The sequence below is a fragment of the Kordia sp. genome (genome assembly GCF_965224175.1).
Lineage (GTDB): Bacteria > Bacteroidota > Bacteroidia > Flavobacteriales > Flavobacteriaceae > Kordia.
In genome coordinates this window covers 651,838-678,266 of record NZ_OZ245041.1, presented here as the reverse complement: position 1 = coordinate 678,266, position 26,429 = coordinate 651,838, and the positions used below count along the sequence as shown (strand labels likewise).

Here is a 26,429-nt window from a genome sequence, read left to right as displayed (position 1 = left end):
TTTTTTATTTCTGAAAGACAAAAAACATTTCTTACTACTGATCATTTTCAGTGAAAGAAAACGTATTATTTATGTAACAATTGTATAAAATGAGTGTCTATTTTTATAACATTATTATTTTTGTGACATGAAACAATTGAATCCATCGATAAAGCATCACATACTCATTGGTTTGTTTATTAGTGTTTGGATCTTTCTTTTTGCTTTTTTTATTCGCCCTTTTGAACATGGAAGAATGGACTTGCAAGTTTGGATTAAAGTAAGTGTAGGCTTTAGTTTAATTGCGTTTTTATGTTATGGAATTATTAGTTTTCTTCAAAAAATAATATACGAAACAGTTACAAAATGGAGTATTGGACTTGAAATATTGACACTCTTTGTTTTTTATATCATTTATGCGATTACTACCTATCTTTATTATAAAAGCTCAATTATTAAAGGAGTTTACGGCTTTCCTAAGTTTGTCACAGAAATTATCTTAATAAGTTCTTTGATCATTACACCAATTATAATTTTAGTGAGAACTTATGCTATCAAATTGATTCCTGCAAAAGATGATTCAATTACCATAAAAGGAGAGAACAAACTTGATATTTTAAAAATCAAACAATCTGATTTAATAGGTGTTTCAAATTCCCAAAATTATGTAGAGATTTTCTATCTTGATTCAGGAAAACTCAAGTCAAAATTAATTAGAAGTTCCTTAAAAAAAATACACACTAACTTTGACTTTTTAATTCAAATACATCGTTCACATTTAATCAATCCAACGCATTTTAAATCATGGAAAGATTCTTCAACCATTTTACTAACACAAATGGAATTTCCAGTATCAAAAAACTATAAAGAACACGTTTTAGCACTCTAGTTTTTATACCTAAAAACAGCTCTTTTATACCAAAACGCCTCATTTTCACCTAAAATACACGTTTTTATACCTTCGTTCACACAACACATTCAAAAAAACTCTTTTGATTCTATTTTTGGTATTCATCAATCAAAAAAATAATCAAAAATGAAAAAATTAGCATGGCTTATTTTCGTAGTCTTATGTCTTTACATTAGTGTAGAACCTATTAAATATTTTCTAGCAGAAGAACCCATTGGGTTGCTCGCCACAAAATCCTTAGAAGTACTTAACTCTAATATGTATATGATTTGTTTTTACATACATATTACATTTGGAGGAATCGCTTTACTTGTTGGTTGGTCACAATTTATTCAGAAGTTTCGGAAGAAATTTATGAAACTACATCGAATTATTGGTAAAATTTATGTGATTTCGGTTCTTATTGGCGGATCTGTAGGCTTTTTTATTGGCTTCTATGTAAAAGGCGGAATTGTATCTAAAGTCGGTTTTATTTTTGGCGCATTAATTTGGGTATTATTTACGTATTTAGCATATCGTTACATACGAAAAGGAAATGTAGCCAAACATCAAGAGTTTATGGCATATAGTTATGCTGGAACTTTTGCTGCTGTTATGTTACGCTTAGTATTGCCACCACTAATGATGTTTTTCAGCTTTAAAACAGCATATGGAATTTCTGTTTGGATGAGTTGGATTCCAAGTGTATTGGCTGTCTATTTGTATTTTCATAAAAAAGAGCAACTCAAAAATATTTACAGAACCTACAGACTTCAAAAAGTTTTTATTGGAATTGGCATTTTAGTAGGTGCAATGTTTATTCTATCATACATGAGTCCGCAAACTTGGCTGTATAAAAGTGCTAGTTTTAAAGGAACTGATTTTGAAAAAAATACGACGCTGCATAATTCAAGTTTTACACCAGAAAAACTAAAAGAAATAGAGAATTATTTAAAAGAAGAAGCTAACACAACAAGTATGGTTGTGTTAGAGCGTGGAAAAATAGTCTTTGAATATGGAGACATATCTGAAATTAGTTACAATGCTTCCGTTCGTAAAAGTATATTATCAATGTTGTATGGTAAATATGTGACCGATGGAACTATAGATTTGAATCAAACTATTGGAGATATGGGAATTGACGATGTTGGCGGATTGCTACCTATTGAAAAGCAAGCGACAATTGATCATATTATTACAGCACGATCAGGAGTATTTCACAACACAGCAAATGAAGGATACGATAAAAAAAATGTTTTAAAAAGAGGAAGTGTATCTCCAGGAACATACTTTTTGTATAATAATTGGGATTTTAACCTTGCTGGTCATATTCTTGAGGAAAAAACAGGAAATACAGTATACGAAGAATTAGCGCAACAATTGGCAATTCCGTTAGGTTTTCAGGATTGGAATATTGACAATCAATTTAGAACCACTAATGAGAAAAACTCCAAATATTCAGCGTATCACATGCATCTTTCTACAAGAGATATGGCAAAAATTGGACAATTAATGCTTCAAGAAGGAAACTGGAATGGAAAACAATTAATTAATAAAGACTGGCTTGCAAAAACGACAACTACAGTTACATCAAAAGATACTGTAAACAAGCGTTATTACAGAGATGTTTCTAGTCCGTTAGAGCAATCGTACGGATATATGTGGTGGATTTTCGATCGATTTTATGACAATCCAGATTTTGAAGGAGCATATTCTGCAACTGGTGCGTTTGGACAATACATTACTGTCATTCCGAAACGAGAAGTAGTTGTTGTACATAAAACGACTGTCGACATAGCAACACTTTTTAATTTCACAAATAGAACAGCAACAAACGATCGTACGTATTGGTGGGTTTTACGGAATTTAATGCTCAATAGAAAAAGTATTGAATCGTTAAGTAAAGACAAATCAACAGATGAAATTATAACTTTTATTAAGGCTGAATATAATACCGATTCTGAATACGCTATTTCTGAACGTTTAATTAATGAATATGGGCAATTACTTGCAAACAAAGGCAATTACAAAGAAGCTATTAAGTTTCATGAATTGAACTTACAATTATATCCTAAAGGTGTATACACGAGTAGAACTTATAATTATTTAGGGAATTGTTTGTCTAAATTAAATAGAAAAGAAGAAGCTATTCAACAATATAAAAAATCTTTAGAAATGGATCCTAGAGATGAAATTGCTAAAAAAGCGATAATAACACTCAAAAAAGAATAAGTTTCTCATTAATAGAGATTTAACTACTCTGATGTTTATCTCAAAGTAGTTGACTACACATAAATCTTCTGAAAAGAACAATAAGTTGTCTGCAATTTATTGTTCTTTTTGTTTCTAGAAAAATAACTTCTAAACTTTGATAATACTAAAGAAACTTGTAGCTTGTTTGCTCACAAAAAACGAGTAATAAAGTCAGCATTAATTTATGGATATACAGCATTTACATTTTGAATCACGTTCACAAAATCCTGGAGATTATCATTTAGGAGTTACAGTAAAAAGTAAGGAAGAAAATCAACTAAAACTGCATGTATATTTATTAAGTCAACACTTTACGAATACGCCACGTTCGCACATGTTTGGTCTAGTTACTATTTTGAATGCACCAAATACACCAGAAGATTTATTGACGACACTGAATCCAGATTTTGCGAAGCTGACCATCAAAAAGAATAGCTTATTTATTGCGAATCAATTAATTGCTTCTGTATTGGTTGATAATTTCATTCAAACAGAGTACAAAAGAGAATTGTGGGAATCTGGATATCATATTCCTTTTGATGAAAACTCAGATTTGTCAGAATACAGCGAACTTATGCAATCAGATGTATTCATTACTGTAAAAGATGCCAAACTTATTGAACATATTTCTGAAGGAATGCAATGGAAATCAACAAGTGCTAGCGGAAGTCCTTTTTGGTATTTAGAGAATAACACTGTGAAACCGCCAGTATATATAGCATTATACAATTCGCTTGGCGGAAAATGGGTTTATCATGAAGGAGAATTAGGAGAAAAAGGCATTAGAAAACCTATGAAAGGCATGTCTGTATACTATACCAAAATACCTAAACTTGGTGAAGAATGGGTAGCTAGCAAAGAAAATAAAGGCTATCAATTAGTATATAAAAACTATGACACACCGTATTATTTAGAAGAAGAAATACGGGAAAAACAGGAAAAAGAACGTATTGCCAAAAATAAATCAGATGATAGTGAACAAGCTTTTGAAGCTTTTAAAAATAAAGATCTTGAAACTATAAAAAGTATTTTAGAAACAGGAACACATCCAGACAGTTTAAAAGATAAAAGAGGTGATAGTTTATTAGCTGAAATCATAGATGCTTACGGAACTATTGATCCAGTTCATGTAGAAATGATTGCATTATTATTAGCACATGGAGCAAATCCAAATGCAGATGATTTTAGACCTTTAATTCATCAAGCGTGTTACAGACGTAAAGAAGAATTTGGTGATCAAATTATAAAATTATTATTAGAACACGGAGCAGACATTGAGAGTCTTCGCATGCACGAAAAACAATCTTTATTACAAAGTGCAGCATATAATGGCAGATTATGGCTTGTAAAAGATCTTGTTGAAAAAGGACATGATAGTAACTATAAAGATAAAAATGGAAATAGTGCGCTTGTTTTAGCGATTCAAGGAAATGAAAGTACGGTAGAAACACTTCAGTTTTTACTAGACAATGGCGCAAATAAAGAAGAATTACATGCATTATACGATGGAAAAACTATTTTGAATCGTGTAGTATATAAAGATCGAATAGATATACTTAATTTTCTGGTTTCATTAGGCGTAGATATCAATGTTATCGATGAGCGAAACTATTCCTGTATTTTTGACAGTGCAGAATACGGTCCGTTTGTTATGTTTAATGAATTGATAAAGTTGGGCGTTGATGTTGAAACACATTTGAGCAATGTTTTACATAGAATTGGACTTCGTTTATCAAATAAAGGCTTTTCTAAAGATATTAAGGATGTTGCTTTTCAAAAGCTTCAATTGCTTCACAAGAAAGGTTACAACATCACTTCAGCCAGCATATTATCTGATTTTATCAGCGGTGTAAAAAATAGAAAACTCAAGAAATACGAAGAAAAAATGATTATTTCCTTACTCGAAATGGGTTTTAGGCATTATAACGAACATACATTTTTGGAATATGTACAGAAAATTAATAATGCAGCTATTTTAGAAACGTACAATCGAGTAAAAACAACAGATTAATTCTTTGATTTCATGCCAAATAATACACGAGTCATCTTAAATGGATAAATTAAAAACCTGTATATCAATACAATTACGGGAAAGCTTGTGATGAGTAGTAAAATTATTTTTATTGGAATGTTTACGTCTAGCTGAATGATGTAATATCCAAAAACGATAATCACTGTTTGATGTAAAATATAAAACGGATAAATAGCTTCGTTGAGTTTCTTGAGCAATGTACTTTTTCTATTGAACCAGATTTGCGCATATCCTAATAACGAAATCACAAAACTCCAACCGACTAAACCACACACTACATACCACAAATTCCAAAGGAAAGCTGTCGAAAAATAGGGTAGAAGCAATGAATGCGGCATCAAATAATACACATAAAAAATAATAGAACTCAGGATACATAAAATTGTATTCAATTTACGATACTGCTTCAAGTGTAACCAAGTCGTTTCTGCGGAAGCGAACAACATTCCCAGCATAAAAAAGAAATTAAAATACAAGGTGGAAGAAAGATTGAACAAGCTTTTACTATCGCTCGGAAAATACTTTTTTGAAATAATTAAAATAACAATCAACGGAATCGCTAATGAAAACAAGCCTAGTTTTTTGGCTGTCAAACGTTCAAAATAGTGTAAAAACCTTGTTGATTTCGAAGATCTTAAAAACAAAATAAACGGAATTAAAGATAAGGACATCCAAAATAGGTTTTCAATAAACCACAAATGATTCACGTCAAAATCAGCATTTGTATAGATTTCCCAATACGAAGTATATGTAGTTTCTCGATCAAAGAAAGTTTGTGGTGGAACAATAAACAAAACTCCAAAAAACAACGGAATGAGCAATCGAATTGCACGTTCTCTAGTAAACTGAATCCAAGTTCTCTTAGAAAAAGCGAAAATGGTTCCGGTTCCAGAAATTAGAAATAACAAAGGCAATCGAAACTGCTCAAAAAATACCATAATATCGTCTAATAATTTACTCGATTCAGTATTCATAATATGAAAATCATCACCATTAAAAGGCATTCCTATATGATGAAAATATACAGCTAAAATTGCGATAACGCGTAACCAATCTAAATCGTATCTACGTGTTTTTGGAGTCATAAATCGTTCGTTTTTTTGATAGAACAAACGTAGGGTAGATTTTAATACAATGCTTTTGAAAGTGACTATTTACAAGGTTTTGTGACGAAATGCATGCACTATGATTCACAATTACAAGGAGTTTTAAGGAAGTAACTTATTATTAAAGCATATTACTATTGTTTAACAGTAACAAATTATCACAAGTTTTTCAAAACTTTCGCAAAGACCTAGCCTTTAAGATTTATTTATATGTGAAAAGTATTCATTAAACGCTTTCAGTTTAGAACGCGAAACTGGAACAGTTTTTTTATAATCTTTTAAAGACAATTGATATCCTTGAGCGTTTCCAGTGCAAGCGGTAATCTTGTTTAAATTCACCAAATAGGAACGATGTGTTTTGTAGATATTTGAAAAATCTTTAAGCTGTGTTTCTAATTCTTTTAACGTAATGCGAAATAGTGCTTTTTTCACTTGAGAATCTTCATGAATATAGATTTCGGTATAATTACTTTCTACTTTAGCAAATAGAAATTTTTGCACATCAAATTGATACATTTCATTTCCAGATGCTACCTTAATTATATGTGAATCATTGTTTTTGCTAGGAGTTTGAAGCTTTAGTTTTTCAAGACTTTTGCTGTGTTTCTGTATAAGACGTTGTAAATTTAAAGGCAATACGATGGCTAGTAACAGAATACCGACAAAAAAGGAATTACGAACTTCTTCATATAAATAGCGTAAAGACCAATTATCTGGCTTGTCATAAATAATATCACGAATCAAAAAACTACCAATTCCAATTAAAATCAATAGCAAACTCAAATGAAAGACTTCTTTACCCAACGTCCAGCGCGAATCATCTTTTACAAACAAATTAAGTAATGTAAAATACAGCAACGCAATAGGGATTGGCAATGTTGCATGCAAGAGTACAATCCAAAAATAAGACATTTTATGCTCTAAAGCATTGATTTCAAAAGGTTCAAAAGCATAAGAAAAAATAAAGCTTAGCACTGAAATAACTGCTAAAATACTGAGCAATTGCTTTCTGTTTCCGTAAATATATGGATACGGCTCTTTAAGATATTTAATAACAACTTTTAAAAACAAGCGAATAAAATTAATGGCTAAATGTAATAAAAAAGATTGCTTTCATATTTCATTTTTTTAATTTGATTCTGTTCTGAAATCGAAGTGCCAATATTAAATTATTTTACACAGAACTGAATATGAATTCATTATATAATAAACGATTTCTATTGTTTTACAATGATTTTTTGTCCAATTCGTAACGTAGAAGTTCTTCTCAAAGAATTGTCTTTACACAACGTAGCAATGGAAACATTGTATTTGTTAGAAATTCTAGATAAAGTATCGCCACGACGTACCGTATAAACTTTCGTTTCATCAGCTTTACTTGCAATAGCTTCTTCTTCTGTAGTTAAGACTTTTATGTTCGATTTTCGCTTCGAATTATGTCTATAGGCCGCTGTCCATCTTCGTGTAACCCAAATTTCATTGCTTCTCACAAGATTGTTTTCATCTGAAAAATCAAACAAATATTCTGGATGAATAGGAATTCCTTGAAATCTAATTTCTAAGTGCAAATGACTTCCACGCGCATTTCCAGTAGTACCGCCACGGCCAATTATTTGTCCTTTTTTTACCGTATCATTCACTTTTACCGATTGGCGAGATAAATGTGCATACACAGTTTCTAGTCCGTTAAAATGGCGTACAACAACTATTTTTCCGTGTCCAGAATGTCTATTTACATATCTAACGACACCATCAAACATAGACATTACCTTGTCACCAGTAATCAAATCAATATCAATTCCATTATGTGCTCTTCGGTTTCGCCAACCATAACGAGATGTTACCACTTTTTTACGTGTAATTGGTGATGCATACGTACTGTCGTCAAACTTAATTTGTAATGGATATTGTTTTCTGATGTTTTTATACGGATTGAATACTTTGGTATTCCAATGCTCAGCAATCCAATCTTTTTGTGTTTTTTTAGGTGTAACTTCAATAGCTTTAAACGTTTGCAAAGCGAGTGAGAGAATAGGAAAATGTGTATCAACTCCTGTAGTATCTGTTTTTTGTGGAACTTCTTTGTCAATAGATAAACTGTCTTTCGTCTGACTGTGCGCAGCAATAGTAATACAGAACGCGCAAACGATCAAATAAAATGATTTCATGTGGTAGTACTTCAATTTAGTTTTACGTAATTAGGTGTTTTAGGGATGCAAGTATAACGCATTCCGAGGGAATTAATTGTAATTTTAATTTTTTAGCTTATTCAGTAATATATTCTAAAGGATCTAATCGTTTGCCATGCTGACGTACTTCATAGTGCAAATGTGGAGCCGTAGATAAGCCTGTATTACCAACATAACCAATAATATCTCCTTTCTTTACAGAAGCACTTTTTTTCGTATTAAAACCTTTTAAATGTGCGTACCAAGTTTCAAAACCATCTGCATGCGAAATCACGATTAAATTTCCCCAATTTCCTTCTTCATTTGCTTTCATAACAATTCCATCTGCAGTGGCAACAACTGGCGTTCCGAGAGTAGCTTTAATATCAATACCGCCATGCGCTGTTGAATTTTTCAATTTTGGATGTTTTCGTATAATACCGAACTTAGAAGAAATATTCTTTATGGTTCCGTGTTGTACAGGAAATAAAGTAGGTTCTGTTTGTATTTCTACAATAACAGGAAGCACTTTACTTGGAATCAAAGATTCTTCTGCATTCCTAAAAGCCATAAATGCTAATGCTATAAGAGGAATTAATAGCATATACGTAAGCTTAGAACTGTTTTTTGATGGTGATTTTGTGATCATTTCTATTCGTTTTTTGAGTGTTGGATGCGAAAAATAATTAAAAGCAGGATTTGTATAGCTTGGTTCAAGACTATTTAAAAGTAATGTTAAATACATCGATTTCTTTACATTCTGCTTCAGTACAAAAGCATCTGCTTGAAATTCATGAATTGATTTTAACGATTTTCTATACAAATAGGCGAGTGGATGAAACCAGCAAAAAGCTATAAACAACTCTACCAAAACAACATCTACAGAATGTAATTGTTGTATATGTGCTTTTTCATGTTTGATAATAAATTCATTGCATGATTCCTTTTTTGATTTCGGAACAAAAATCCAGTTAAAAAAAGAAAATACGTTTGAAACATTGGCGATATATACTTTTATATTGTTTGATACAATTACTTCTGAATTGTTTTTTAACTTGATAAAACGAAACGTAGTCCATACAAATCTTGCTAAATAACATGAAACGCCAGTTGCATAAATTAAAAAGATCCAAAAACCATAATTTACGGTAGAATCCTTAGTAAAAGCCGTTTCTTCTGAAAAAGAATCAAATCCGGCATATGCCGTAAAATCTTCAAATAACGGAATCTCAAAAGCAAATTGTTGTAGCTGTGGAAACAACTCGTTGCTAAATGGTAATAGTAATGACAAAGGAAGTAATAATAGTAAAAAACTTCTATTAAATGCATGAAAGGTAAATCGGCTAAAAAACCATGTATACAGTAAATAAAAGCCGCCAAATACCAAACTTACTTGCAATATGTAGAAAAGAAAACTATTCATCTTTAGCTTTTAATGATTTAATTTTTTCTTCTAGCAAAGATTTCATTTGTTCCATTTCTGTCAAATTCAATGTATCACTTTCAGCAAAAAAAGAAGCAAACGTACTGGTAGAACCATTAAAAAAGTTTCCAATCACTTGTTTCATATGTTGCGAAAAATAACGCTCTTTTGAAATCGTTGCTGAATATTGACGAATTTTACCATAGGTTTCAAAATTCAAAAATTTCTTTCGTACTAGCACACGTACAACTGTAGAAATAGTTGTGTATGCAGGTTTGGGTTCAGGAAATTGCTCTACAATATCTTTAAGAAATGCTTTATCAAGTTTCCATACATATTGCATGACTTGTTCTTCCGCTTTTGTCAATTCATTCATGCTGCAAATATAGAAGAATAATTTTAGTATAACTATAAAAATAGTCATAAAACTATAATTGTAGTCGTAAAAAGATTTTATCAAAACTAAATATAAAGAATAAGATATTGATTTTTAAAATATTAAAAAGATTATCTAAAGTATTTATTAAGGAGAAACTTTATTAATAAATTCTTTTAAAAACGTTGTTTCTGGATCAATTCGTAGTGCTTCAGTGTAGCAACTTATGGCAGATTGATAGTTTTCTGTATAATAATAATACAAGCCTAAGTTACGATGTGCGTAACTATTTTGATCGTCTAATTCTAATGATTTTTTTATGTCAATCAAGCCATCTTCAAGTTGTCCGAGTTCTAATTTTGAATATCCTCGATTATTCCAAGCAAATGCATACTCTTGATCAACAGCAATAGCTTTGTCAAAATCTTCAATGGCTTCTAAATGTTTATTTATCAGACCGTAAGCATATCCACGATTATTCAGAACCGTTACATGTTTTTGATCGATTTTCAATGCTTTGCTATAAACTTCAATTGATTTTTCATGTTCCTCAAAATGACTGTGTATTATTCCTGCATTTGCATAATCTCCAACTTCAAATACATCTTCATACTTTTCAGTAAATTCTTCTTGTAAAATTTTAGCTTTCGCATAGTTTTTTGCCATCAAATAGGCATAAATCGCCAAACGATAATATACATCTTCATTGTCTTCGTATTTTAGTGCTTCTTCAAAGCAATCGGCAGCTTCAGGAAACTCGAGATTATCTAAGAAATAGGTGCCAAGTTGAAACTTTCGGTATGCATTTTTATATTTTATAAGCATTAATAACTGCATTCCGTCATTATTGGTAATTGTACCATCATGCAACTCAATGGTATCTCTATTGGGAAAAATATTATTCAGGAAATCGAGCACACAAGAAAAAGTCAATGCAAAAAGAACTAAGGTTACTACATCACTAAAATCTCCGTAATACATTGTTAAAATGGTGATTCCTGCTACAATCAAAGATAACAATGGTCCAAAAATTGTGACAATAAAACTTGTGCGAACTGAAATATCCTTGTCGTGCATAACGCACAATCCGCCACGCCAATAAAACAAATTGAATTTAAAAAAACATTCCAACCGTCCAATTTGAAAGTGCATTGATTTCTCCGGATTTCCATGCGAACCCATATACACTGAAACTTTGTCTTTGGTCAGCAACAATGCAGGAATAGCATGTCCCAACTCATGAATCACGGTTGTAAGCAACCGAAATGTCAATAAAGACAACATAAAAATAAGCGCAACAGTTGGTGGCATGTAGAGAATTTAGTTCTGTAAAGTTATAGGAATTTTTAAAATAATATTCCAATATTCCTTCCTATATTTATCTTTTTAACTTTTCTTTCTAAGAGATAAGAATCACAATCAATCAAATTATGAGAACATTCATCACAGTACTATTTATCAGCTTTTTTGTTCAATTTGGAATTGGGCAAAACTATACGGGAAATCAAAAAGATATTGATCAAATTTTAGAAAATGCCAAGAATTTCTCTAGTTATGTTAATACATCTAATTATAAAATGATTGGTGCATCTTACACAAAAGATGCTAAAATTTTTCCACAAAGAGGCGATATTATTGAAGGAATTGAAAACATCACAAAATATTGGATTCTCCCTGAAGGCGTAACCACAAAAAATCATAAAATCACACCTGTTGAAATAAAAATTGTTGAAGATACTGCCTACGATTACGGATATTATGAAGGCACAACTGTACGCGCTAACGGGCAAACAAGTTCTTGGAAGGGAAAATATGTCATTGTTTGGAAAAGAGTAGGAAACGACTGGAAAATGTATTTAGACATGTGGAATTCTATCTAAAAAATGCTTTTGCTGCTACCAAGTATATATTTTAAATTAAAAACTGTATGATTATGAAACTAAAAATAGTGATTCTGTTTTGTTGTGTATCATTAACTGCGCTTTCACAAGAAATAACGCCAGCTAAAAAATTCTGGAATAGTTTGCAATCGCATTGTGGAAAAGCCTATGAAGGTATTTTAGAACTTCCTAAAGAAGATAAAGACTTTGGCGGAAAAAAATTAGTCATGCATGTTCGAAAATGTACTGAAAATGAAATTAAGATTCCTTTTTTTGTGGGAGAAGACAAATCGCGCACATGGATTTTAAGCTATAAAAATGATCGTATAACATTGAAACACGATCACAGGCACAAAGATGGTTCTGAAGACAAAATCAATTTTTATGGCGGCACAGCTTCCAATACTGGAAAAGCTGATATTCAAGTGTTTCCCGCAGATGCTAAAACGCAAAAAATGATTCCTGCAGCTGCAACCAATGTTTGGTGGATTACCATTGATGAATCAAGGTTTACATATAATTTAAGACGTTTAGGAACCGATCGTGTATTTAAAGTTGTGATGGATCTAACTAAAACAATACAAAAACCTAGCACTCCTTGGGGCTGGAAAGAATAAATTATAGCTTGTGTAAAACAATAAAAGCGATCATTTTTTAAGTTAGAATGATCGCTTTTTTACTCGATAATAGAGATATAAATGCTCCGATACTTGCCTAGAAGTAGTTGATTATTATTCTGGTAAAATACTCATCTCAAAACTGAATAAATTATCAGGATCATATTTTGTTTTAATCTTGCGTAATTTCTCTAAATTTTCTTCTGTATAATAGATTTTAAGTAGCTTCAAACGATTTTCATCATCTTTGATATCTTTCACTAAAGTTTTATCTACAAAATTGATAAAAGCACCTTCTGTATGTGTAGAAATGGATTTTCTAAAATCTTTAACCCATTTTACATACACTTTATTTCTACCTTCATTTGTAAAAGCATTTGAAACATCGTCCCACCAAGCTTGTATTTGTAACATATACGGTTTATGTGCATATCCAAAAGCATTATTGCCTGCATTTCTAGTAACTGCGCCGCCCATACAATGAAAACTCATATACATATTTACATCTGCATAGTAACAAGAATCTTTTAAATAATTATAAATAGCTTCTACCAATTCTCTATGATTTACATCATCTTTTGGAAAACTAGAAGATACTTTATGTGGATGCGGCTGATCGCAAGTAGAAGTTGGCGCACTATCTGGAAGTACTGTTAAATCTAACTTTTCACATTTTTTTGACTCGTTACTTCTAACATATTGAATATTTCCTACTGGATTTATAAAATCAATCAATGCACGTTGATTTGCAGCATAATCTGCATATAATTTTTCAGCCTTTGTATCAATAGATGTTGCTAAAAATGCTTTTTTATTTGTTGCATCAGAATAGCCTTTTGGTGTTTCCTTAAAAGTTTCATCTGTAATTTTGTTCTTTGCTAAATCACCAAAATACTGAATCAATAGTTTTGACAATTCAACTTTCGAACCGTAGAATTTTCCGCCCATGCGTCCATGAACTTCTGATTTCTTTTTACCTTTTACCTTTACAATTTGCATGTTACATGTTGCTGAAAGTGCTTCATCTATTCCGCCTTTCTTCGAGTGTAATTCTGCCCATTTGGTAATAACATCTTTAATTTCGGAAGGTTTTTCCCATCTCAACTCAAAATTAGTCGTCACAGGTAAAATAGACACCAATTTAAATTCAAAACGAGTTACTATACCAAAATTTCCGCCACCGCCGCCTTTCAATGCCCAAAATAAGTCCGCATATTTATCTTTTGAAGCCTCTACTATATCTCCGTTTGCCAAGACAACTTCTATTTTTGTGACAGAATCGCACGTAAGTCCAAATTTACGAACAGAAACTCCCCAACCGCCACCTTGCGTAAGTCCGCCAACATTTACAGATTGACAACCGCCACCAGGAATTGTTTTTCCTTTTTCAGCTAATTCGGCATACACTTGTCCTAATTGTTTTCCTGCTGGAATCCAGAGCTTTTTAGTGTCTTTATCAAAATCTGGAAGTGTATGCATTTCAGATAAATCTATAATAATAACTTTATTTGCTGAACACATTCCTTCATGTTGATGTCCACCAGAACGAACTCTAAACGGAATATTATTTTTTCTACACTGTTTTAAACAATACTGTACATGTTTCGCATTTTTACAATAAGCAATTGAAGCTGGCATTTTTCCAAAACGTGTATTTGAAATCACACGTGCATAGTGATATAAAGGATCTCCAAATTTGACAATTTGTAAATCACTTGGAACTTTCTTCTTAAAAGTAGAACTCATATATGGTAAGTTTTGATTAGTTTTATTGTCTTAAAAGTAAGAAAATATCTTAGAAAGTCTAAGTATTGACTTTTTATTGAAGTTAACCTATCAAAAAAACATGAAAGTAAATTTTAGAATCATTTTCATTATTACGCTTACAGTTTTATTCTGTGCATGCAGCTCAACGAAGTTTCAATCTAACTATATCAAAACGGAATTATACTTTGGTCTTTCTAAAAAACAGGGAGTTGTTACTGAGCAAGAATGGACTACTTTTAAGCTAAATTATATCAGCAAACGGTTTTCAGGATATACCGAAATACAATCTAAAGGTTTTTGGACAAATCCTAAAGGAGAAACAGTTTCTGAGAATTCTAAATTGATTATCTATCTTAATAAAGGAACGAAAAAAGATAGTATTGCCATTGCTGATGTTATCAATAAATATAAACAACAATTTGATCAAGAATCTGTTTTAAAAGTTGATACGCCTGTAAAAGCTAACTTTTAATTTTATCCGAAACTTGATCACGCTACAAAAAAGTGTGTATTTCCTACAAATTTTATATCTTTAAGCAGTTTATTCTGTATTTGTATGAACAACGCTCGTAATTATCTGGTCTCAGATATAAAAAAATTATTTGCACTTACCGGAAATCAATGCTCAGCGCCAAATTGTAATCGTCCAATAATTGCTGAAGACGGTAATACAGTTGTTGGAAAAATTTGTCATATAGAAGCTGCAAGTCCAAATGGTCCGCGCTATCGATTAGACATGACAAATGATGAACGAAGAGCTTACGACAATCTACTTATTTTATGTGATGAGCATCATATGATTATTGATAATCGTAGAAATGATGGTGAATATCCTGTAGAATTGCTCAAAAAATGGCGAGATGATCATATCTCACTCAATGAATTAAAAAGAAACATTTCTCAAGAAGATTTAGAAAAAATAATTCACAATTTCTACGTTTTTTCTCTGGAAGATTATCTAAAAGAAAACCTACATAATAAAGACTTTAAGAATATCGATCGTGTGTATGTAGAACTCTTTGGAGAAGAAGGCTACAATGATATTGAAGTTGTTGGATTAGAAAAAATCAATGAATACGATCTGCTGCGAGATATTTTGAAACCCACTGATTTAGATGTATTTGAAGATGAAAACGAAGACGAGGCTGAAGATTCAGAAGCGTATGATGAGCGCAGAGTTGATAGTATTTTAACGATTATCAATGATACGCCACATGTGCATATTATTGGAAATCCAGGATCAGGAAAATCAACTACATTTCAAAAAATACTGTACAATAATTCTCTAAAAATATTAGAAGGAGATACATCTATTAAAATTCCTTTTCTTTTAGAAGCTAAAGATTTTGGACAAAACAAATCGTTCAAACAAATGCTGTATGAACAAGCTTCTGAAGAATGGATTAATACTGCATTAACACAGGGAAAACTTCATATTCTTATTGATGGACTCAACGAAATTGACATCAATTTTGACACTGAAGCTTATGAAGAACTATTAGATATATTAAGTACCTATCCCGATAATCATTTTGTACTTTCTGAACGAAAGAAAAATTACAAAAATCGATTTAAAATCCCAGTCTTTGAATTAAAAGAGTTGAATGAAAAACAAATCAAGAAATTCATTGATAATCATATAAATACCAACAAAATAAAGCTTTGGAATGAACTAGAAAATAATGTCGCTATGATGGATTTGGCTTATAACCCATTAACGCTACGCATGATTATTTCTGTAGTAAAACAAAACAAAAAGATTCCAGCGAATAAAGGTTCACTATTTAATTTATTTATCAATAGCTTATATGTCTTAGAAAATCGTAAAAAAGACAAATCTAAAATCATAAATAAAGAAACTAAGTTTGATTTTCTATGTGAAATTGCTTTCATGATGCGTTCACAGGGAATTGTGAGTATTTCTTTGGTAGAGTTTAAAAATTTAATTGCGCAAATCATTCCAAAATACAATTCAAAGTATGCTGTCAATCACATGTATAATGAATTGATAGACAATATTGTGGTGAAAATTAACGCTAATGAAAATGTATCGTTCTTTCATGAAACCTATCAAGAATTTTTTACAGCAATATTTCTTAAAAACACATATGTAATTCACAAAAAACTAGACATTGATGTTATTGATATTAAGTGGTTTGAAGCAATTTTAATGTGTAGTGACTTATTGAACACGAATGACTTATACATACCTTTCTTTAAATATCTATTTGCAGGACAAGATGAAAAGAAATCTACAATAGTAATTACAGACAATAAAATTGACACTACAACTTTAACGGAAAATCACTTTAACAAATACATTCTATTACCGTGTAAAATTGCTTATTTCTCAAAATCATACAGACCAGAAATGTATGCATTAGCAGAAACATATATGTATAATACATTGCTCTTGTGGAAGTATAGCTACATAAAAAATAAAAAGATGATTTTGCCACTAGATGTGATTTTTGGAGCTATTTCATCACTAGATTCAGATAAACTCATCAACTACGTCTTTAAAAATTTATGGTGGATTTATAATTGGTTCTTTGCAGAATACGAAGAAGAAAACAATCATTTTTCGAGTAATATAACTCCGTTACGAGAAATTGAAACGGAAAAACAAGGAACAGATCTTATTATATTTAATGCTATTGCTACACATACACCAAACTTTGCAAAATTTTATAGTGCCATAGATGAAGCTATTGAAACCTATGAATTTTCAAGATCTATTTTTTGGCGTTTTAAGCGAATGCGAGTAGCTATTTTAAAAGAACGCTCGGAAAACGAATTGATCAAAGCCTTAGAAAAAAAGTGGGATTTCTTTGTTTTTTCAAACTTACTACGCATCAATCTAGATGAAATTGAACGTTATCATTTTGAAGATCATCCCAAAAAAGAAAATGATTTTATCGTAAGAACAATTCTTCGAAATCATATAAAGCAAGAATTGGCACAAGCAATTGTAATCAGAGAAATAAAAAAAGGTGCATACAAAGCAAAATTTATTCAAAAGGTTTTCAAAGCATTTTTATATTTCGAACTGTATGATTCTTTCTTCGAGCTTTTATGGTATGTAAAAGAACACTATCCTGAGTTGTATGAACAACATTTTCCGTTTGTACAAAAATATCCATATCGCTTACTACCAGAAAGATTTCAAAACCTCTTTTCACATCTTACCACAACATCAAGCATTCCTTTTGAACTTACAGAAGAGCCTAATACGATGTGTATAGAAAGAAAGTATATCGATTATGTAAAACAAAGTCAAGGCATATTTACCATCAATGATACTTTAGAAATAGAAACTAAAACAATCAACGAACTCATAGTTACAATAACTGGAAAATGTGAATTGGTTTTAAAACATCCTAAATTCAAAGCTCCTTTATTAGATGATATACCTACTGAAGGAACCATTAGTATAAAAAGTAATTCGAAAGTCACAAATTATCAATACCATTCTTTATTTTCTAAAGTATTAAAACGTGGTGGTTATGGATATCTCTTAGAACTAGAAGATCCTGACAACACTATAGAAATGCGCTGGTTAGGAACATTAAACGAACACGGTTACGAAGTGCAAATTCATACTTATAATGAATTAAGAATTGCTAGTTATAACAGAAACTTAAAAAAGAAAGATCCTGATAAATTTCATTTAATCTACAGACTAATCCATGACGATGAAATACCTCAAAAAGGAATATTAAAAAATCATCATAATTATCTGGAAAACACAAACTCTACGATTATTTATCATGCAGATAGTGTGTTATCAGATGAAAATTGGAGCAAACTAATCAAGCGAAATATTCAAGAAAGAAAAACGATAAGATTTGTAGAAGATGTAGGATTAACTCACGCATACCATACAGAATTGGAAAATGTAAATTATGGAATTGTTGTCAACTATGTAGGTAAGTTTTTAAAATATTATAATTTCAAATACGCAAATTTTGGGAGTTTACTCATGAAAAGTATGTATACAAATATGTATCAAGAAGAAGATATTCTCATCATAGAAAAAAATGGAAAAGTTCATTTAGTAGATAACGAAGAAAGCAACTTAGATAAAATTGGGTATATACAAAGTAAAGTAGTAGCAATTGGAAATTTGGAAGGTTTTATTAAAAATGAAGAATCGACAAAAGATTATTACTTCAATTTTAAATCTTGTAATTTTATCCCAAAAATAGGCGATAAGGTACGTTTTTTACCAGCTAAAAACTTTTATGCAAGTAACGAAAATCAACCTATTGCATTACGAATCACTCAAGTAGACGAAAATCTAAATTAATGACAAAACACACGGTATTACAATCATATATATCTAAAAATTTACATTTAAAAAATCGTGTTGTTATGGCACCTATGACACGAAGCAGAGCGAATAACGAAGAAAATGTTCCTACAGATGAATTGCACGGAATCTATTATGAACAAAGAGCTTCTGCTGGTTTAATTATTACGGAAGGTGCGCAAGTTTCAAAAGAAGCTGTTGGTTACATTCATACGCCAGGAATCTATTCAAAAGCGCAAATAGAAGGCTGGAAAAAAGTGACCAAACGCGTGCATAATAAAGGCGGAAAAATATTCATACAATTATGGCATGTAGGACGTATTTCACATCCTGATTTTCATGATGGCAAGTTGCCATTAGCGCCATCCGCAATCAATCCGAATCGAAAATCATACACGCCAGATGGTTTCAAAGATACGGTCACACCACGCGAAATGACAACGGAAGATATTGACAGAACGATTCAAGATTTTGTAAATGCAGGCAAAAATGCCATGGAAGCTGGTTTTGATGGAGTAGAAGTACATTCTTCAAATGGTTATTTGTTTCATCAGTTTTTCACGAAATGTTCTAATGTCAGGACAGATAACTATGGTGGAACTATTGAAAATAGAGCCCGATTTTTCTTTGATACGCTTGACGCGATGAAAAAAGAAATACCAGAACAAAAAATTGGCGTACGATTCAATCCATCGTTGCATTCAGCAATGGCAGGAATTACTATTGATGAAGAAACGATTCCTACATTTGAATACATCATTAAAAAACTAAATGAGTACGATTTAGCATATGTACACCTTTCTGAACCCTTTTCAGATGTTTCAGAAGTTCCACATGCTGTCACAGAAATAGCAAAACATTTTAGACCTTTATACAACGGAACTTTAATGATTAACACCGATTTTACACTAGAAAAAGGAAATAATGTCATAAATGACAACGAAGCTGACTTAGTTGCTTACGGAAAATCATACATTTCCAATCCAGATTTAGTTGAACGTTTTGAAAACGGAATTGAATTGGCAGATTGGGATTCAAAAACTTTTTATACTACTGGTAAAGAAGGATATACAGATTATCCAAACTATAAATAATCAAAAAAACAGGCACTTTTTAGATATACTACAGACACGTTTACAAGTTACTTTTCAAAAAAAATCAAAAAAAAATCAATTAATTCCTTGTAAATCAAATTAATGGTACCATCTTTGAAGTGTTAAATACTATAAATAAATTAAATTACATTACAATGAGTAAAGGAACAGTAAAATTCTTCAACGACACTAAAGGTTTTGGATTCATCACTGAAGAAGGATCAGGCAAAGAACACTTTGTACACATTTCAGGATTAATTGATGAAGTTCGCGAAGGTGACGAAGTTGAATTTGACCTTACAGAAGGAAGAAAAGGTTTAAACGCAGTAAACGTAAAAGTTATCTAATATATATTTTACCTTTAAAAAAAAGTCTATCACTTCACAGTGATAGACTTTTTTCATATCTACCATTATGACACATTTAAAACAGAATTAAACTATTCTTTTTTATTATGTAACAAACAAAGTTTATCTTTATGGTATTATTAACCCATTATAAAAACACAATTTAAAGATTCGAATGGCTAAATCGCAACAAACATTTAACAAATCAGAAAAAGAAAAAAAGAGATTAAAGAAGAGAGAAGAGAAGCGTAAAAAAATGGCTGCGCGAAAAGCCGAAGCAAAAGAAAGTGGTAAAAAAGGAATTCAATTTGCATATGTAGATCACAATGGAAACCTAACAGATACGCCGCCTGATCCATCACAGAAAGTAGAAATAGAAATTGAATCTATTGAAGTAAGTATTCCAAAAACACTAGAAGGTGAAAAGGAAGAAGTAGATCCAGTTCGCAAAGGAAAAGTATCATTTTTTGATTCTTCGAAAGGCTTCGGATTCATTATCGATGCCGAAAATAATGAAAAATATTTCACGCATGTAAGCGGAATTATTGACACAATTACAGAAAATGACAAGGTAACTTTTGAACTTGAACAAGGAAAAAAAGGACTGAATGCTGTAAAAGTTACTTTAATAAAATAATAAACAAAGTATATAATTTACCAAAAAAGCATTTATCAGTGTATAAAAATATATTGATAAATGCTTTTTTTATGTTTTAAAATTAACTAGCGCAAACACTTCGTTTTAACAATACATATTCTCCCGCATTTTTAAAATCTCTGATCGAAGAACCTACATAACGTTTAAAGGTTTTTGACAAATGACTAGCATCTGTAAAACCTAAATCGTCAGCAATTTCAGAAATGGTAAAATCTGAGTTTAGCAACCTAATTTCTACAAGTTTTAACTTTGCTTTGATGATGTATTCTCGCAACGACATGTGAATTTGTTTCTTAAAATATTCACTCACATACGTTGATGACATTGAAAAAATATCCGCCAAATGATCAACTTTTAAATAGGCTGGTTTATCAAGATGTTCATTAATATAAGTAAGCATTTTGTGAATACGATCGTCATTAGAATCTTGTGAAACTTCATGAAAACTACCTTTTTTAATATTCCGAATCAAAATCTCCAAAATACTAGTCATAAGGCTTTTAATCAATGAAATAGAAGTATCTCCATAACTTCTAGTTTCTTCCAAAATAATTGTTATCAAGCGTTCTATATGATTTCGATCGGAATCATTTACAATAATATCACCTGGCAATTGATTGTAATTAGAGAGAATATAAGAAGCTTCTTTATACCAAACATTTCTATCAATTGCATTGCGATGTACATCCTTAAAAAAGGAATCTGTAAACTTTAAAAAAACAAACTTTGAAGGAGTTTCAATATGAAAAGAGTGGCATTTTAATGGAGGTAACAAAAACATACTTCCTTTGTTATACTCGTACTCGTTATAATTGATACATTGTGTTCCTTTCCCTTCTTTAATCAACACAAATTCAAAAAAATTATTCTTTACTGGACGTTGTTTCCATTCAGACAATTCAATTTCTTGTATTTCAAAAGGTTTGTATGACTCTAATACTTGCATTTTTAATCAAATTTTAAACAAAACTAGATAAAAAAGAGATATCTAATAACATTATTAGCTTATTAACCTCTAAAAATACCAAAATACCCTTTTTAAATACATAAAGCTATGGTGTTAACTAAACTAATTTTGTAGTAAGAAATTTAAAAACTAAAAAATACACGATATGAGTCAATTAACAATTGTTGCTAGAATCCTAGCAAAAGAAGGGAAATCTTCATTCATCAAAGAAGAATTATTAAAACTAATAGAAATTACACGTGCTGAAAAAGGTTGTATTAACTATGATTTGCATCACGATAACGAAAACGAAAATTTGTTCTTGTTTTATGAAAACTGGGAAAACCGCGAATTATGGCAACAACATATGCAAAACGATCATTTAGCAGCCTATATGAAAGCTACTGATGGCGCTGTAGAATCATTTGAATTAAACGAAATGACACCAATAGGTTAATTATATAATTAGGATGAAGAAAATAACGATATGCGCACTGTTAATAGGAATAATATACTCTTGTGAAAATCCTACAAAACAAACAGAAGGAAAAAAGATACAAGTATCACAATCTATAGACAAGATTGTCAATCCAACAAATAAAGTAATTCTAAGTTCTGAAATTATTTGGGAAAAATTAAATCCTGCTCGAGGCAATCAAAGTCCGCAAGCTGGTACTATTTGGGGAGATAGAAAAGGTACTGTTGCTACTGGTTTTTTAGCAAAATTTGTAGATGGTTTTTCTTCTCCACCACATATTCACAATGTAACCTACAGAGCTGTTGTCATTAAAGGATTAATCCATAATGATGATGAAAATGCAAAACATATGTGGATGCAACCTGGAAGCTTCTGGACACAACCCAAAGGTGAATCTCACATCACAGCTGCCAAAGGTGAAGAAAACATTGCCTATGTAGAAATTGATCACGGACCATATTTGGTAAAACCAAAGAGTGAAGCTTTTGATAATGGCGAAAGACCTGTGAATATTGATGCTTCAAATATTGTATGGTTAGATGAGAACAAATCAAATTGGATAAAAAATAAAAACGCTAATATCAGTTTTCTGTGGAAAAATAAAAATTTACAAGGCTTATTTGTAAAACTTCCAAAAGGATTTAAAGGAAACCTAGTAAATAACGGAACAACTTTTCATGCAGTCATTATTCAAGGAAATCTAACATATACAATGCCAGTAGATGGAGAAATAAAACAATTGGATGCAGGAAGCTATTTTTCAACAACGGATAAAGCAATTCACACAATTTCAAATGATACAGAACAAGCTGTTGTAATTTACATAAGAACAGATAATTCTATCAACATAAACTAAGAAAAAGATAATGAAAGCAATAGGATATAAAAAATCATTGCCAATAGACAATGAAAACTCTCTACAAGATATTGAATTACAAACGCCAAAAGCTACAGGTAAAGATTTACTAGTAGAAGTAAAAGCTATTTCTGTAAATCCGGTGGATTATAAAATTAGACAAAATGTAACTCCAGAAAATGACGAATGGAAAGTCATTGGTTGGGACGCAGCAGGAATTGTAACAGCAGTAGGCGAGGAGACCAGCTTATTTAAAGTTGGAGATGAAGTATATTATGCTGGCGATTTAACTCGTTCAGGAAGCAATGCGCAATTCCAATTGGTAGATGAACGCATTGTTGGGAAGAAACCAAAAAGTTTATCTTTTGGAGATGCCGCAGCATTACCACTAACATCATTAACGGCTTGGGAACTGTTGTTTGACAGAATGCAAGTTTCTACAGAAGATCCAAATAAAAGTATTCTAGTCATTGGTGCTGCTGGTGGTGTAGGATCGATCATGACTCAATTATTGAAACAATTGACTAAATTAACGATCATTGGCACAGCTTCTCGCGAAGAAACAACAAATTGGTTAAAAGAATTGGGCGCACATCATGTCATCAATCATAGAAATAAGTTGAGTGACGAATTTAAAACGTATAAGCTGCCACAACCAGATTATATAGTTAGTCTGAATGCAACCGGATTACACAAAGATGAAATCGTAAAAATTATCAAACCACAAGGTAAATTTGGTTTTATAGATGATCCAAAAGGCGGATTTAATATCATGCCATTTAAAACTAAAGCAGTTTCTACTCATATAGAATTTATGTTTACACGTTCTATGTTTCAAACAGACGACATCATAAAACAACATAATATTCTCAATGAAGTTTCAAAACTAATTGATGCGGAAACTATCAAAACGACAGTTGGAGAACATTTTGGTAAAATTAACGCTGAAAACATTAGAAGAGCACACGCTTTGTTAGAATCTGGTAAAGCAAAAGGGAAAATCGTACTTGAAAATTTTTAATAATAAAATTATGTCTTATTACTCAGTTTTAGATGTAACACCAACATCACAAGAATGGATTGAAGCATACGTTGCTGAATCAGGAAAAATTGTAGCCAAACATGGAGGAAAATACCTTGCAAGAACAGCTGCACACGAGCAAATTGAAGGAGATGAACGAGCTTCTGCATTGCGTATCATTCTAGAATGGCCATCAAAACAAGCAGCTTTAGACTTTATGAATGATCCAGAATATGTGCCACATTTACAAGCACGTACCAAAGGTTCTGTAAGTCATCATTATTTGATTGAAGCCAAAGATGATTTAGCATAAACTAACATGCAAACCTCTAAGAATATCTTGGAGGTTTGTAATGTAATTAATAATTATAGATGTATACTTTTGAACAAATAAATCGCGGATATAACAACGTTTTTAAAGCAAATCAACTCAGTATTGGTTTGGTTGTTCCTATTGAAAACTATGCGCAAAATTCCGTGCCAAGCATGAAAGATCACGTAAAACGTGTGAAACTTGCTGAAGCATTAGGATTCAAAGCAATTTGGTTACGAGATGTTCCTTTTCATGTACCGTCGTTTGGTGATGCTGGGCAAACCTTTGATCCATTTACGTATTTAGGATATTTGGCAGCACAAACTTCAGATATTGCTTTAGGTGTCTCAAGTATAGCCTTGCCATTACATCATCCTGTGCATGTAGCAAAATCAGCAGCTACCATTGATCAATTATCAAATGGAAGGCTAATTCTAGGAATAGCTTCTGGTGATCGCTATGAAGAATATCCTGCGATGAATATAAACTATGAAAATCGTGGTGAACTTTTTCGAGAAGCATTTCAATACATTCGAAACGCACAAAAAGAATTTCCTTCGTTAGAAACGAAAGCATTCGGAAATTTACAAGGAACAGTTGATATCTTGCCAAAAGCTACGCAACACAAAATTCCAATGTTAGTTACTGGTTTTAGCCAACAATCGCTACAATGGAACGCAGAAAACGCAGATGGCTGGATGTATTATCCAAGAGACACAACACAACAACAATACAGAATAGCAGAATGGCGATCCATTATTGCAGAAACTCACAACCATAGCAAACCATTTTTACAACCATTATATATTGATTTGCATGAAAACGACGATTTTAAACCACAGCCAATTCATTTAGGTTTCCGAATAGGAGCAAAGTATTTAGTCTCGTATTTACAGCATTTACAAGATATAGGAGTGAATCATATTGCTATAAATTTACGTTTCAATTCAAATGCTATAGAAAAAACTTTAGAACGCTTAGCAAAAACTATTTTACCAATATTTCACGAAAACACAACAGAAAACAACACAACAAACATATGAAAAAGACAATCATCATTACAGGTAGTACAGATGGAATTGGAAAACTAACTGCTACAAAACTCGCAAAGGAAGGACATGAAGTTTATATTCACGGAAGAAATGAAGAAAAACTTGCAAAGGTAATTTCAGAAATAAAAACAGCTTCAAACAATTCAAATATCAAAGGATTTGCAGCAGATTTATCTACAGTTTCAGCTGTAAAAAAATTAGCAAAAGAAATCATTTCTAAAGTTTCTAAAATTGACGTATTGATCAACAATGCTGGAGTTTATAACAGTCGAATTAGCAAAACCTCAGATCATATAGACATGCGATTTGCAGTGAATTATTTTGCTCCCTATGTATTAACCAATGAGCTTTTATCTCTTTTAGAAAAGTCAGAGCAAGCACGAATTGTCAATTTAAGTTCAGCGGCACAGTCACCAGTTTCCTTAGATGCGCTAGCAGGTAACACTTCTATAACTGAACAAGCAGCGTATGCAGAAAGTAAACTTGCCTTAACAATGTGGAGTTTTTATTTAGCAGAAAAACAACTAAAAACCCAAGTGATTGCGGTAAATCCTGGATCACTTTTAAATACAAACATGGTCAAAGAAGCTTTTGGTACGCATTGGTCTTCTGCTGATAAAGGCGCAAATATCCTTTACGATTTAGCTGTTTCTGATCAGCATAAAAACGTTACAGGAAAATATTTTGATAATGACAAAGGAAGTTATGGAAATGCACATGCAGACGCGTACGACAAAGAAAAAATTCAAAAATTAATCGGAAAAACAGAAACTATTTTAGCTAATTTTTAATGTAATTTTCTCGATACTATAGTTGCCGGCAAAAATTTAACATAAAAACAAGTCGTAATTTATAAATACAG

Annotated in this window: 24 protein-coding genes; 16 read left to right on the top strand and 8 right to left on the bottom strand. The window is 31.5% G+C overall.

The window, feature by feature from the left end; translation table 11 throughout:
* Nucleotides 1–127: 127 nt before the first annotated feature.
* The 3 genes from ACOQOS_RS03180 to ACOQOS_RS03170 all read left to right on the top strand — a co-directional run bounded on the left by ACOQOS_RS03180 (nucleotide 128) and on the right by ACOQOS_RS03170 (nucleotide 5,132).
* Nucleotides 128–868 (top strand): LytTR family transcriptional regulator DNA-binding domain-containing protein, encoded by a 741-nt coding sequence (locus ACOQOS_RS03180; RefSeq protein WP_420573516.1) that lies wholly within the window; start codon nucleotides 128–130, stop codon nucleotides 866–868.
* 147 nt (nucleotides 869–1,015) lie between these two features.
* Complete coding sequence (locus tag ACOQOS_RS03175; RefSeq protein ID WP_420573515.1) at nucleotides 1,016–3,100, top strand: DUF2306 domain-containing protein; 2,085 nt, start codon at nucleotides 1,016–1,018, stop codon at nucleotides 3,098–3,100.
* A gap of 205 nt (nucleotides 3,101–3,305) precedes the next feature.
* Entirely contained in the window at nucleotides 3,306–5,132 is a 1,827-nt protein-coding gene (locus ACOQOS_RS03170; protein ID WP_420573514.1) for an ankyrin repeat domain-containing protein, read from the top strand.
* On the opposite strand, the gene ACOQOS_RS03165 is transcribed toward ACOQOS_RS03170, so the two are convergent.
* The 6 genes from ACOQOS_RS03165 to ACOQOS_RS03140 all read right to left on the bottom strand — a co-directional run bounded on the left by ACOQOS_RS03165 (nucleotide 5,129) and on the right by ACOQOS_RS03140 (nucleotide 11,537).
* Nucleotides 5,129–6,238, bottom strand: coding sequence for an acyltransferase family protein (locus ACOQOS_RS03165; RefSeq protein WP_420573513.1), 1,110 nt, complete (start codon nucleotides 6,236–6,238; stop codon nucleotides 5,129–5,131). The two genes, ACOQOS_RS03170 and ACOQOS_RS03165, sit on opposite strands and share 4 nt — an antisense overlap.
* Before the next feature lie 216 nt (nucleotides 6,239–6,454).
* On the bottom strand, nucleotides 6,455–7,330 hold the full coding sequence (locus ACOQOS_RS03160; protein WP_420573512.1) for a LytR/AlgR family response regulator transcription factor: 876 nt from the start codon (nucleotides 7,328–7,330) through the stop codon (nucleotides 6,455–6,457).
* A gap of 146 nt (nucleotides 7,331–7,476) precedes the next feature.
* Complete coding sequence (locus tag ACOQOS_RS03155; RefSeq protein WP_420573511.1) at nucleotides 7,477–8,427, bottom strand: peptidoglycan DD-metalloendopeptidase family protein; 951 nt, start codon at nucleotides 8,425–8,427, stop codon at nucleotides 7,477–7,479.
* Nucleotides 8,428–8,524: 97 nt separating this feature from the next.
* A complete protein-coding gene (locus ACOQOS_RS03150; RefSeq protein ID WP_420573510.1) occupies nucleotides 8,525–9,850 on the bottom strand; it encodes a peptidoglycan DD-metalloendopeptidase family protein in 1,326 nt (441 codons plus the stop codon).
* Entirely contained in the window at nucleotides 9,843–10,274 is a 432-nt protein-coding gene (locus ACOQOS_RS03145; RefSeq protein ID WP_420573509.1) for a BlaI/MecI/CopY family transcriptional regulator, read from the bottom strand. Before ACOQOS_RS03145 ends, ACOQOS_RS03150 begins: the two co-directional genes overlap by 8 nt.
* A gap of 99 nt (nucleotides 10,275–10,373) precedes the next feature.
* Nucleotides 10,374–11,537 carry a tetratricopeptide repeat protein gene (locus tag ACOQOS_RS03140; RefSeq protein WP_420573508.1) on the bottom strand — a complete coding sequence of 388 codons (1,164 nt, stop codon included), beginning with the start codon at nucleotides 11,535–11,537 and terminating at the stop codon, nucleotides 10,374–10,376.
* Nucleotides 11,538–11,656: 119 nt separating this feature from the next.
* On the opposite strand from ACOQOS_RS03140, the gene ACOQOS_RS03135 reads away from it, so the two are divergent.
* Together ACOQOS_RS03135 and ACOQOS_RS03130 are read left to right on the top strand one after the other, a co-directional pair.
* Nucleotides 11,657–12,106, top strand: coding sequence for a YybH family protein (locus ACOQOS_RS03135; protein ID WP_420573507.1), 450 nt, complete (start codon nucleotides 11,657–11,659; stop codon nucleotides 12,104–12,106).
* A gap of 53 nt (nucleotides 12,107–12,159) precedes the next feature.
* Nucleotides 12,160–12,723, top strand: coding sequence for a hypothetical protein (locus ACOQOS_RS03130; protein ID WP_420573506.1), 564 nt, complete (start codon nucleotides 12,160–12,162; stop codon nucleotides 12,721–12,723).
* A 114-nt stretch (nucleotides 12,724–12,837) separates the two neighbouring features.
* Here ACOQOS_RS03130 and ACOQOS_RS03125 read toward each other — a convergent pair whose 3' ends face one another.
* Entirely contained in the window at nucleotides 12,838–14,469 is a 1,632-nt protein-coding gene (locus ACOQOS_RS03125) for an FAD-binding protein (RefSeq protein ID WP_420573505.1), read from the bottom strand.
* A 100-nt stretch (nucleotides 14,470–14,569) separates the two neighbouring features.
* Between ACOQOS_RS03125 and ACOQOS_RS03120 the strand changes: the two genes are divergently transcribed.
* From ACOQOS_RS03120 to ACOQOS_RS03100, 5 genes are all read left to right on the top strand, one after another.
* On the top strand, nucleotides 14,570–14,962 hold the full coding sequence (locus ACOQOS_RS03120) for a DUF3574 domain-containing protein (protein WP_420573504.1): 393 nt from the start codon (nucleotides 14,570–14,572) through the stop codon (nucleotides 14,960–14,962).
* Nucleotides 14,963–15,046: 84 nt separating this feature from the next.
* Nucleotides 15,047–18,799: an NACHT domain-containing protein gene (locus tag ACOQOS_RS03115; protein WP_420573503.1), complete on the top strand. Its 3,753-nt coding sequence runs from the start codon at nucleotides 15,047–15,049 to the stop codon at nucleotides 18,797–18,799.
* Entirely contained in the window at nucleotides 18,799–19,896 is a 1,098-nt protein-coding gene (locus ACOQOS_RS03110) for an alkene reductase (RefSeq protein ID WP_420573502.1), read from the top strand. Before ACOQOS_RS03115 ends, ACOQOS_RS03110 begins: the two co-directional genes overlap by 1 nt.
* A 155-nt stretch (nucleotides 19,897–20,051) precedes the next feature.
* Nucleotides 20,052–20,243, top strand: a complete 192-nt coding sequence (locus ACOQOS_RS03105) for a cold-shock protein (RefSeq protein ID WP_420573501.1) — start codon at nucleotides 20,052–20,054, stop codon at nucleotides 20,241–20,243.
* 175 nt (nucleotides 20,244–20,418) lie between these two features.
* The gene (locus tag ACOQOS_RS03100; RefSeq protein ID WP_420573500.1) at nucleotides 20,419–20,880 is read left to right on the top strand and encodes a cold-shock protein; all 462 of its coding nucleotides are present in this window, start codon (nucleotides 20,419–20,421) and stop codon (nucleotides 20,878–20,880) included.
* A gap of 82 nt (nucleotides 20,881–20,962) precedes the next feature.
* Here ACOQOS_RS03100 and ACOQOS_RS03095 read toward each other — a convergent pair whose 3' ends face one another.
* Complete coding sequence (locus tag ACOQOS_RS03095) at nucleotides 20,963–21,847, bottom strand: AraC family transcriptional regulator (protein ID WP_420573499.1); 885 nt, start codon at nucleotides 21,845–21,847, stop codon at nucleotides 20,963–20,965.
* A 166-nt stretch (nucleotides 21,848–22,013) separates the two neighbouring features.
* Here ACOQOS_RS03095 and ACOQOS_RS03090 point away from each other — a divergent pair, with 166 nt between their 5' ends.
* Genes ACOQOS_RS03090 through ACOQOS_RS03065 form a run of 6 tightly spaced genes read left to right on the top strand, consistent with a single transcriptional unit; the run spans nucleotide 22,014 to nucleotide 26,358 of the window.
* Nucleotides 22,014–22,304 (top strand): putative quinol monooxygenase, encoded by a 291-nt coding sequence (locus tag ACOQOS_RS03090; RefSeq protein ID WP_420573498.1) that lies wholly within the window; start codon nucleotides 22,014–22,016, stop codon nucleotides 22,302–22,304.
* Between the two features lie 13 nt (nucleotides 22,305–22,317).
* The gene (locus ACOQOS_RS03085; RefSeq protein WP_420573497.1) at nucleotides 22,318–23,181 is read left to right on the top strand and encodes a DUF4437 domain-containing protein; all 864 of its coding nucleotides are present in this window, start codon (nucleotides 22,318–22,320) and stop codon (nucleotides 23,179–23,181) included.
* Between the two features lie 10 nt (nucleotides 23,182–23,191).
* Nucleotides 23,192–24,202: a zinc-binding alcohol dehydrogenase family protein gene (locus ACOQOS_RS03080; RefSeq protein ID WP_420573496.1), complete on the top strand. Its 1,011-nt coding sequence runs from the start codon at nucleotides 23,192–23,194 to the stop codon at nucleotides 24,200–24,202.
* A gap of 10 nt (nucleotides 24,203–24,212) precedes the next feature.
* Nucleotides 24,213–24,515 (top strand): DUF1330 domain-containing protein, encoded by a 303-nt coding sequence (locus ACOQOS_RS03075; RefSeq protein ID WP_420573495.1) that lies wholly within the window; start codon nucleotides 24,213–24,215, stop codon nucleotides 24,513–24,515.
* 59 nt (nucleotides 24,516–24,574) lie between these two features.
* Complete coding sequence (locus ACOQOS_RS03070) at nucleotides 24,575–25,558, top strand: LLM class oxidoreductase (RefSeq protein WP_420573494.1); 984 nt, start codon at nucleotides 24,575–24,577, stop codon at nucleotides 25,556–25,558.
* Entirely contained in the window at nucleotides 25,555–26,358 is an 804-nt protein-coding gene (locus ACOQOS_RS03065) for an SDR family NAD(P)-dependent oxidoreductase (RefSeq protein WP_420573493.1), read from the top strand. The genes ACOQOS_RS03070 and ACOQOS_RS03065 overlap by 4 nt, the downstream gene beginning before the upstream one ends.
* Nucleotides 26,359–26,429: the final 71 nt, after the last annotated feature.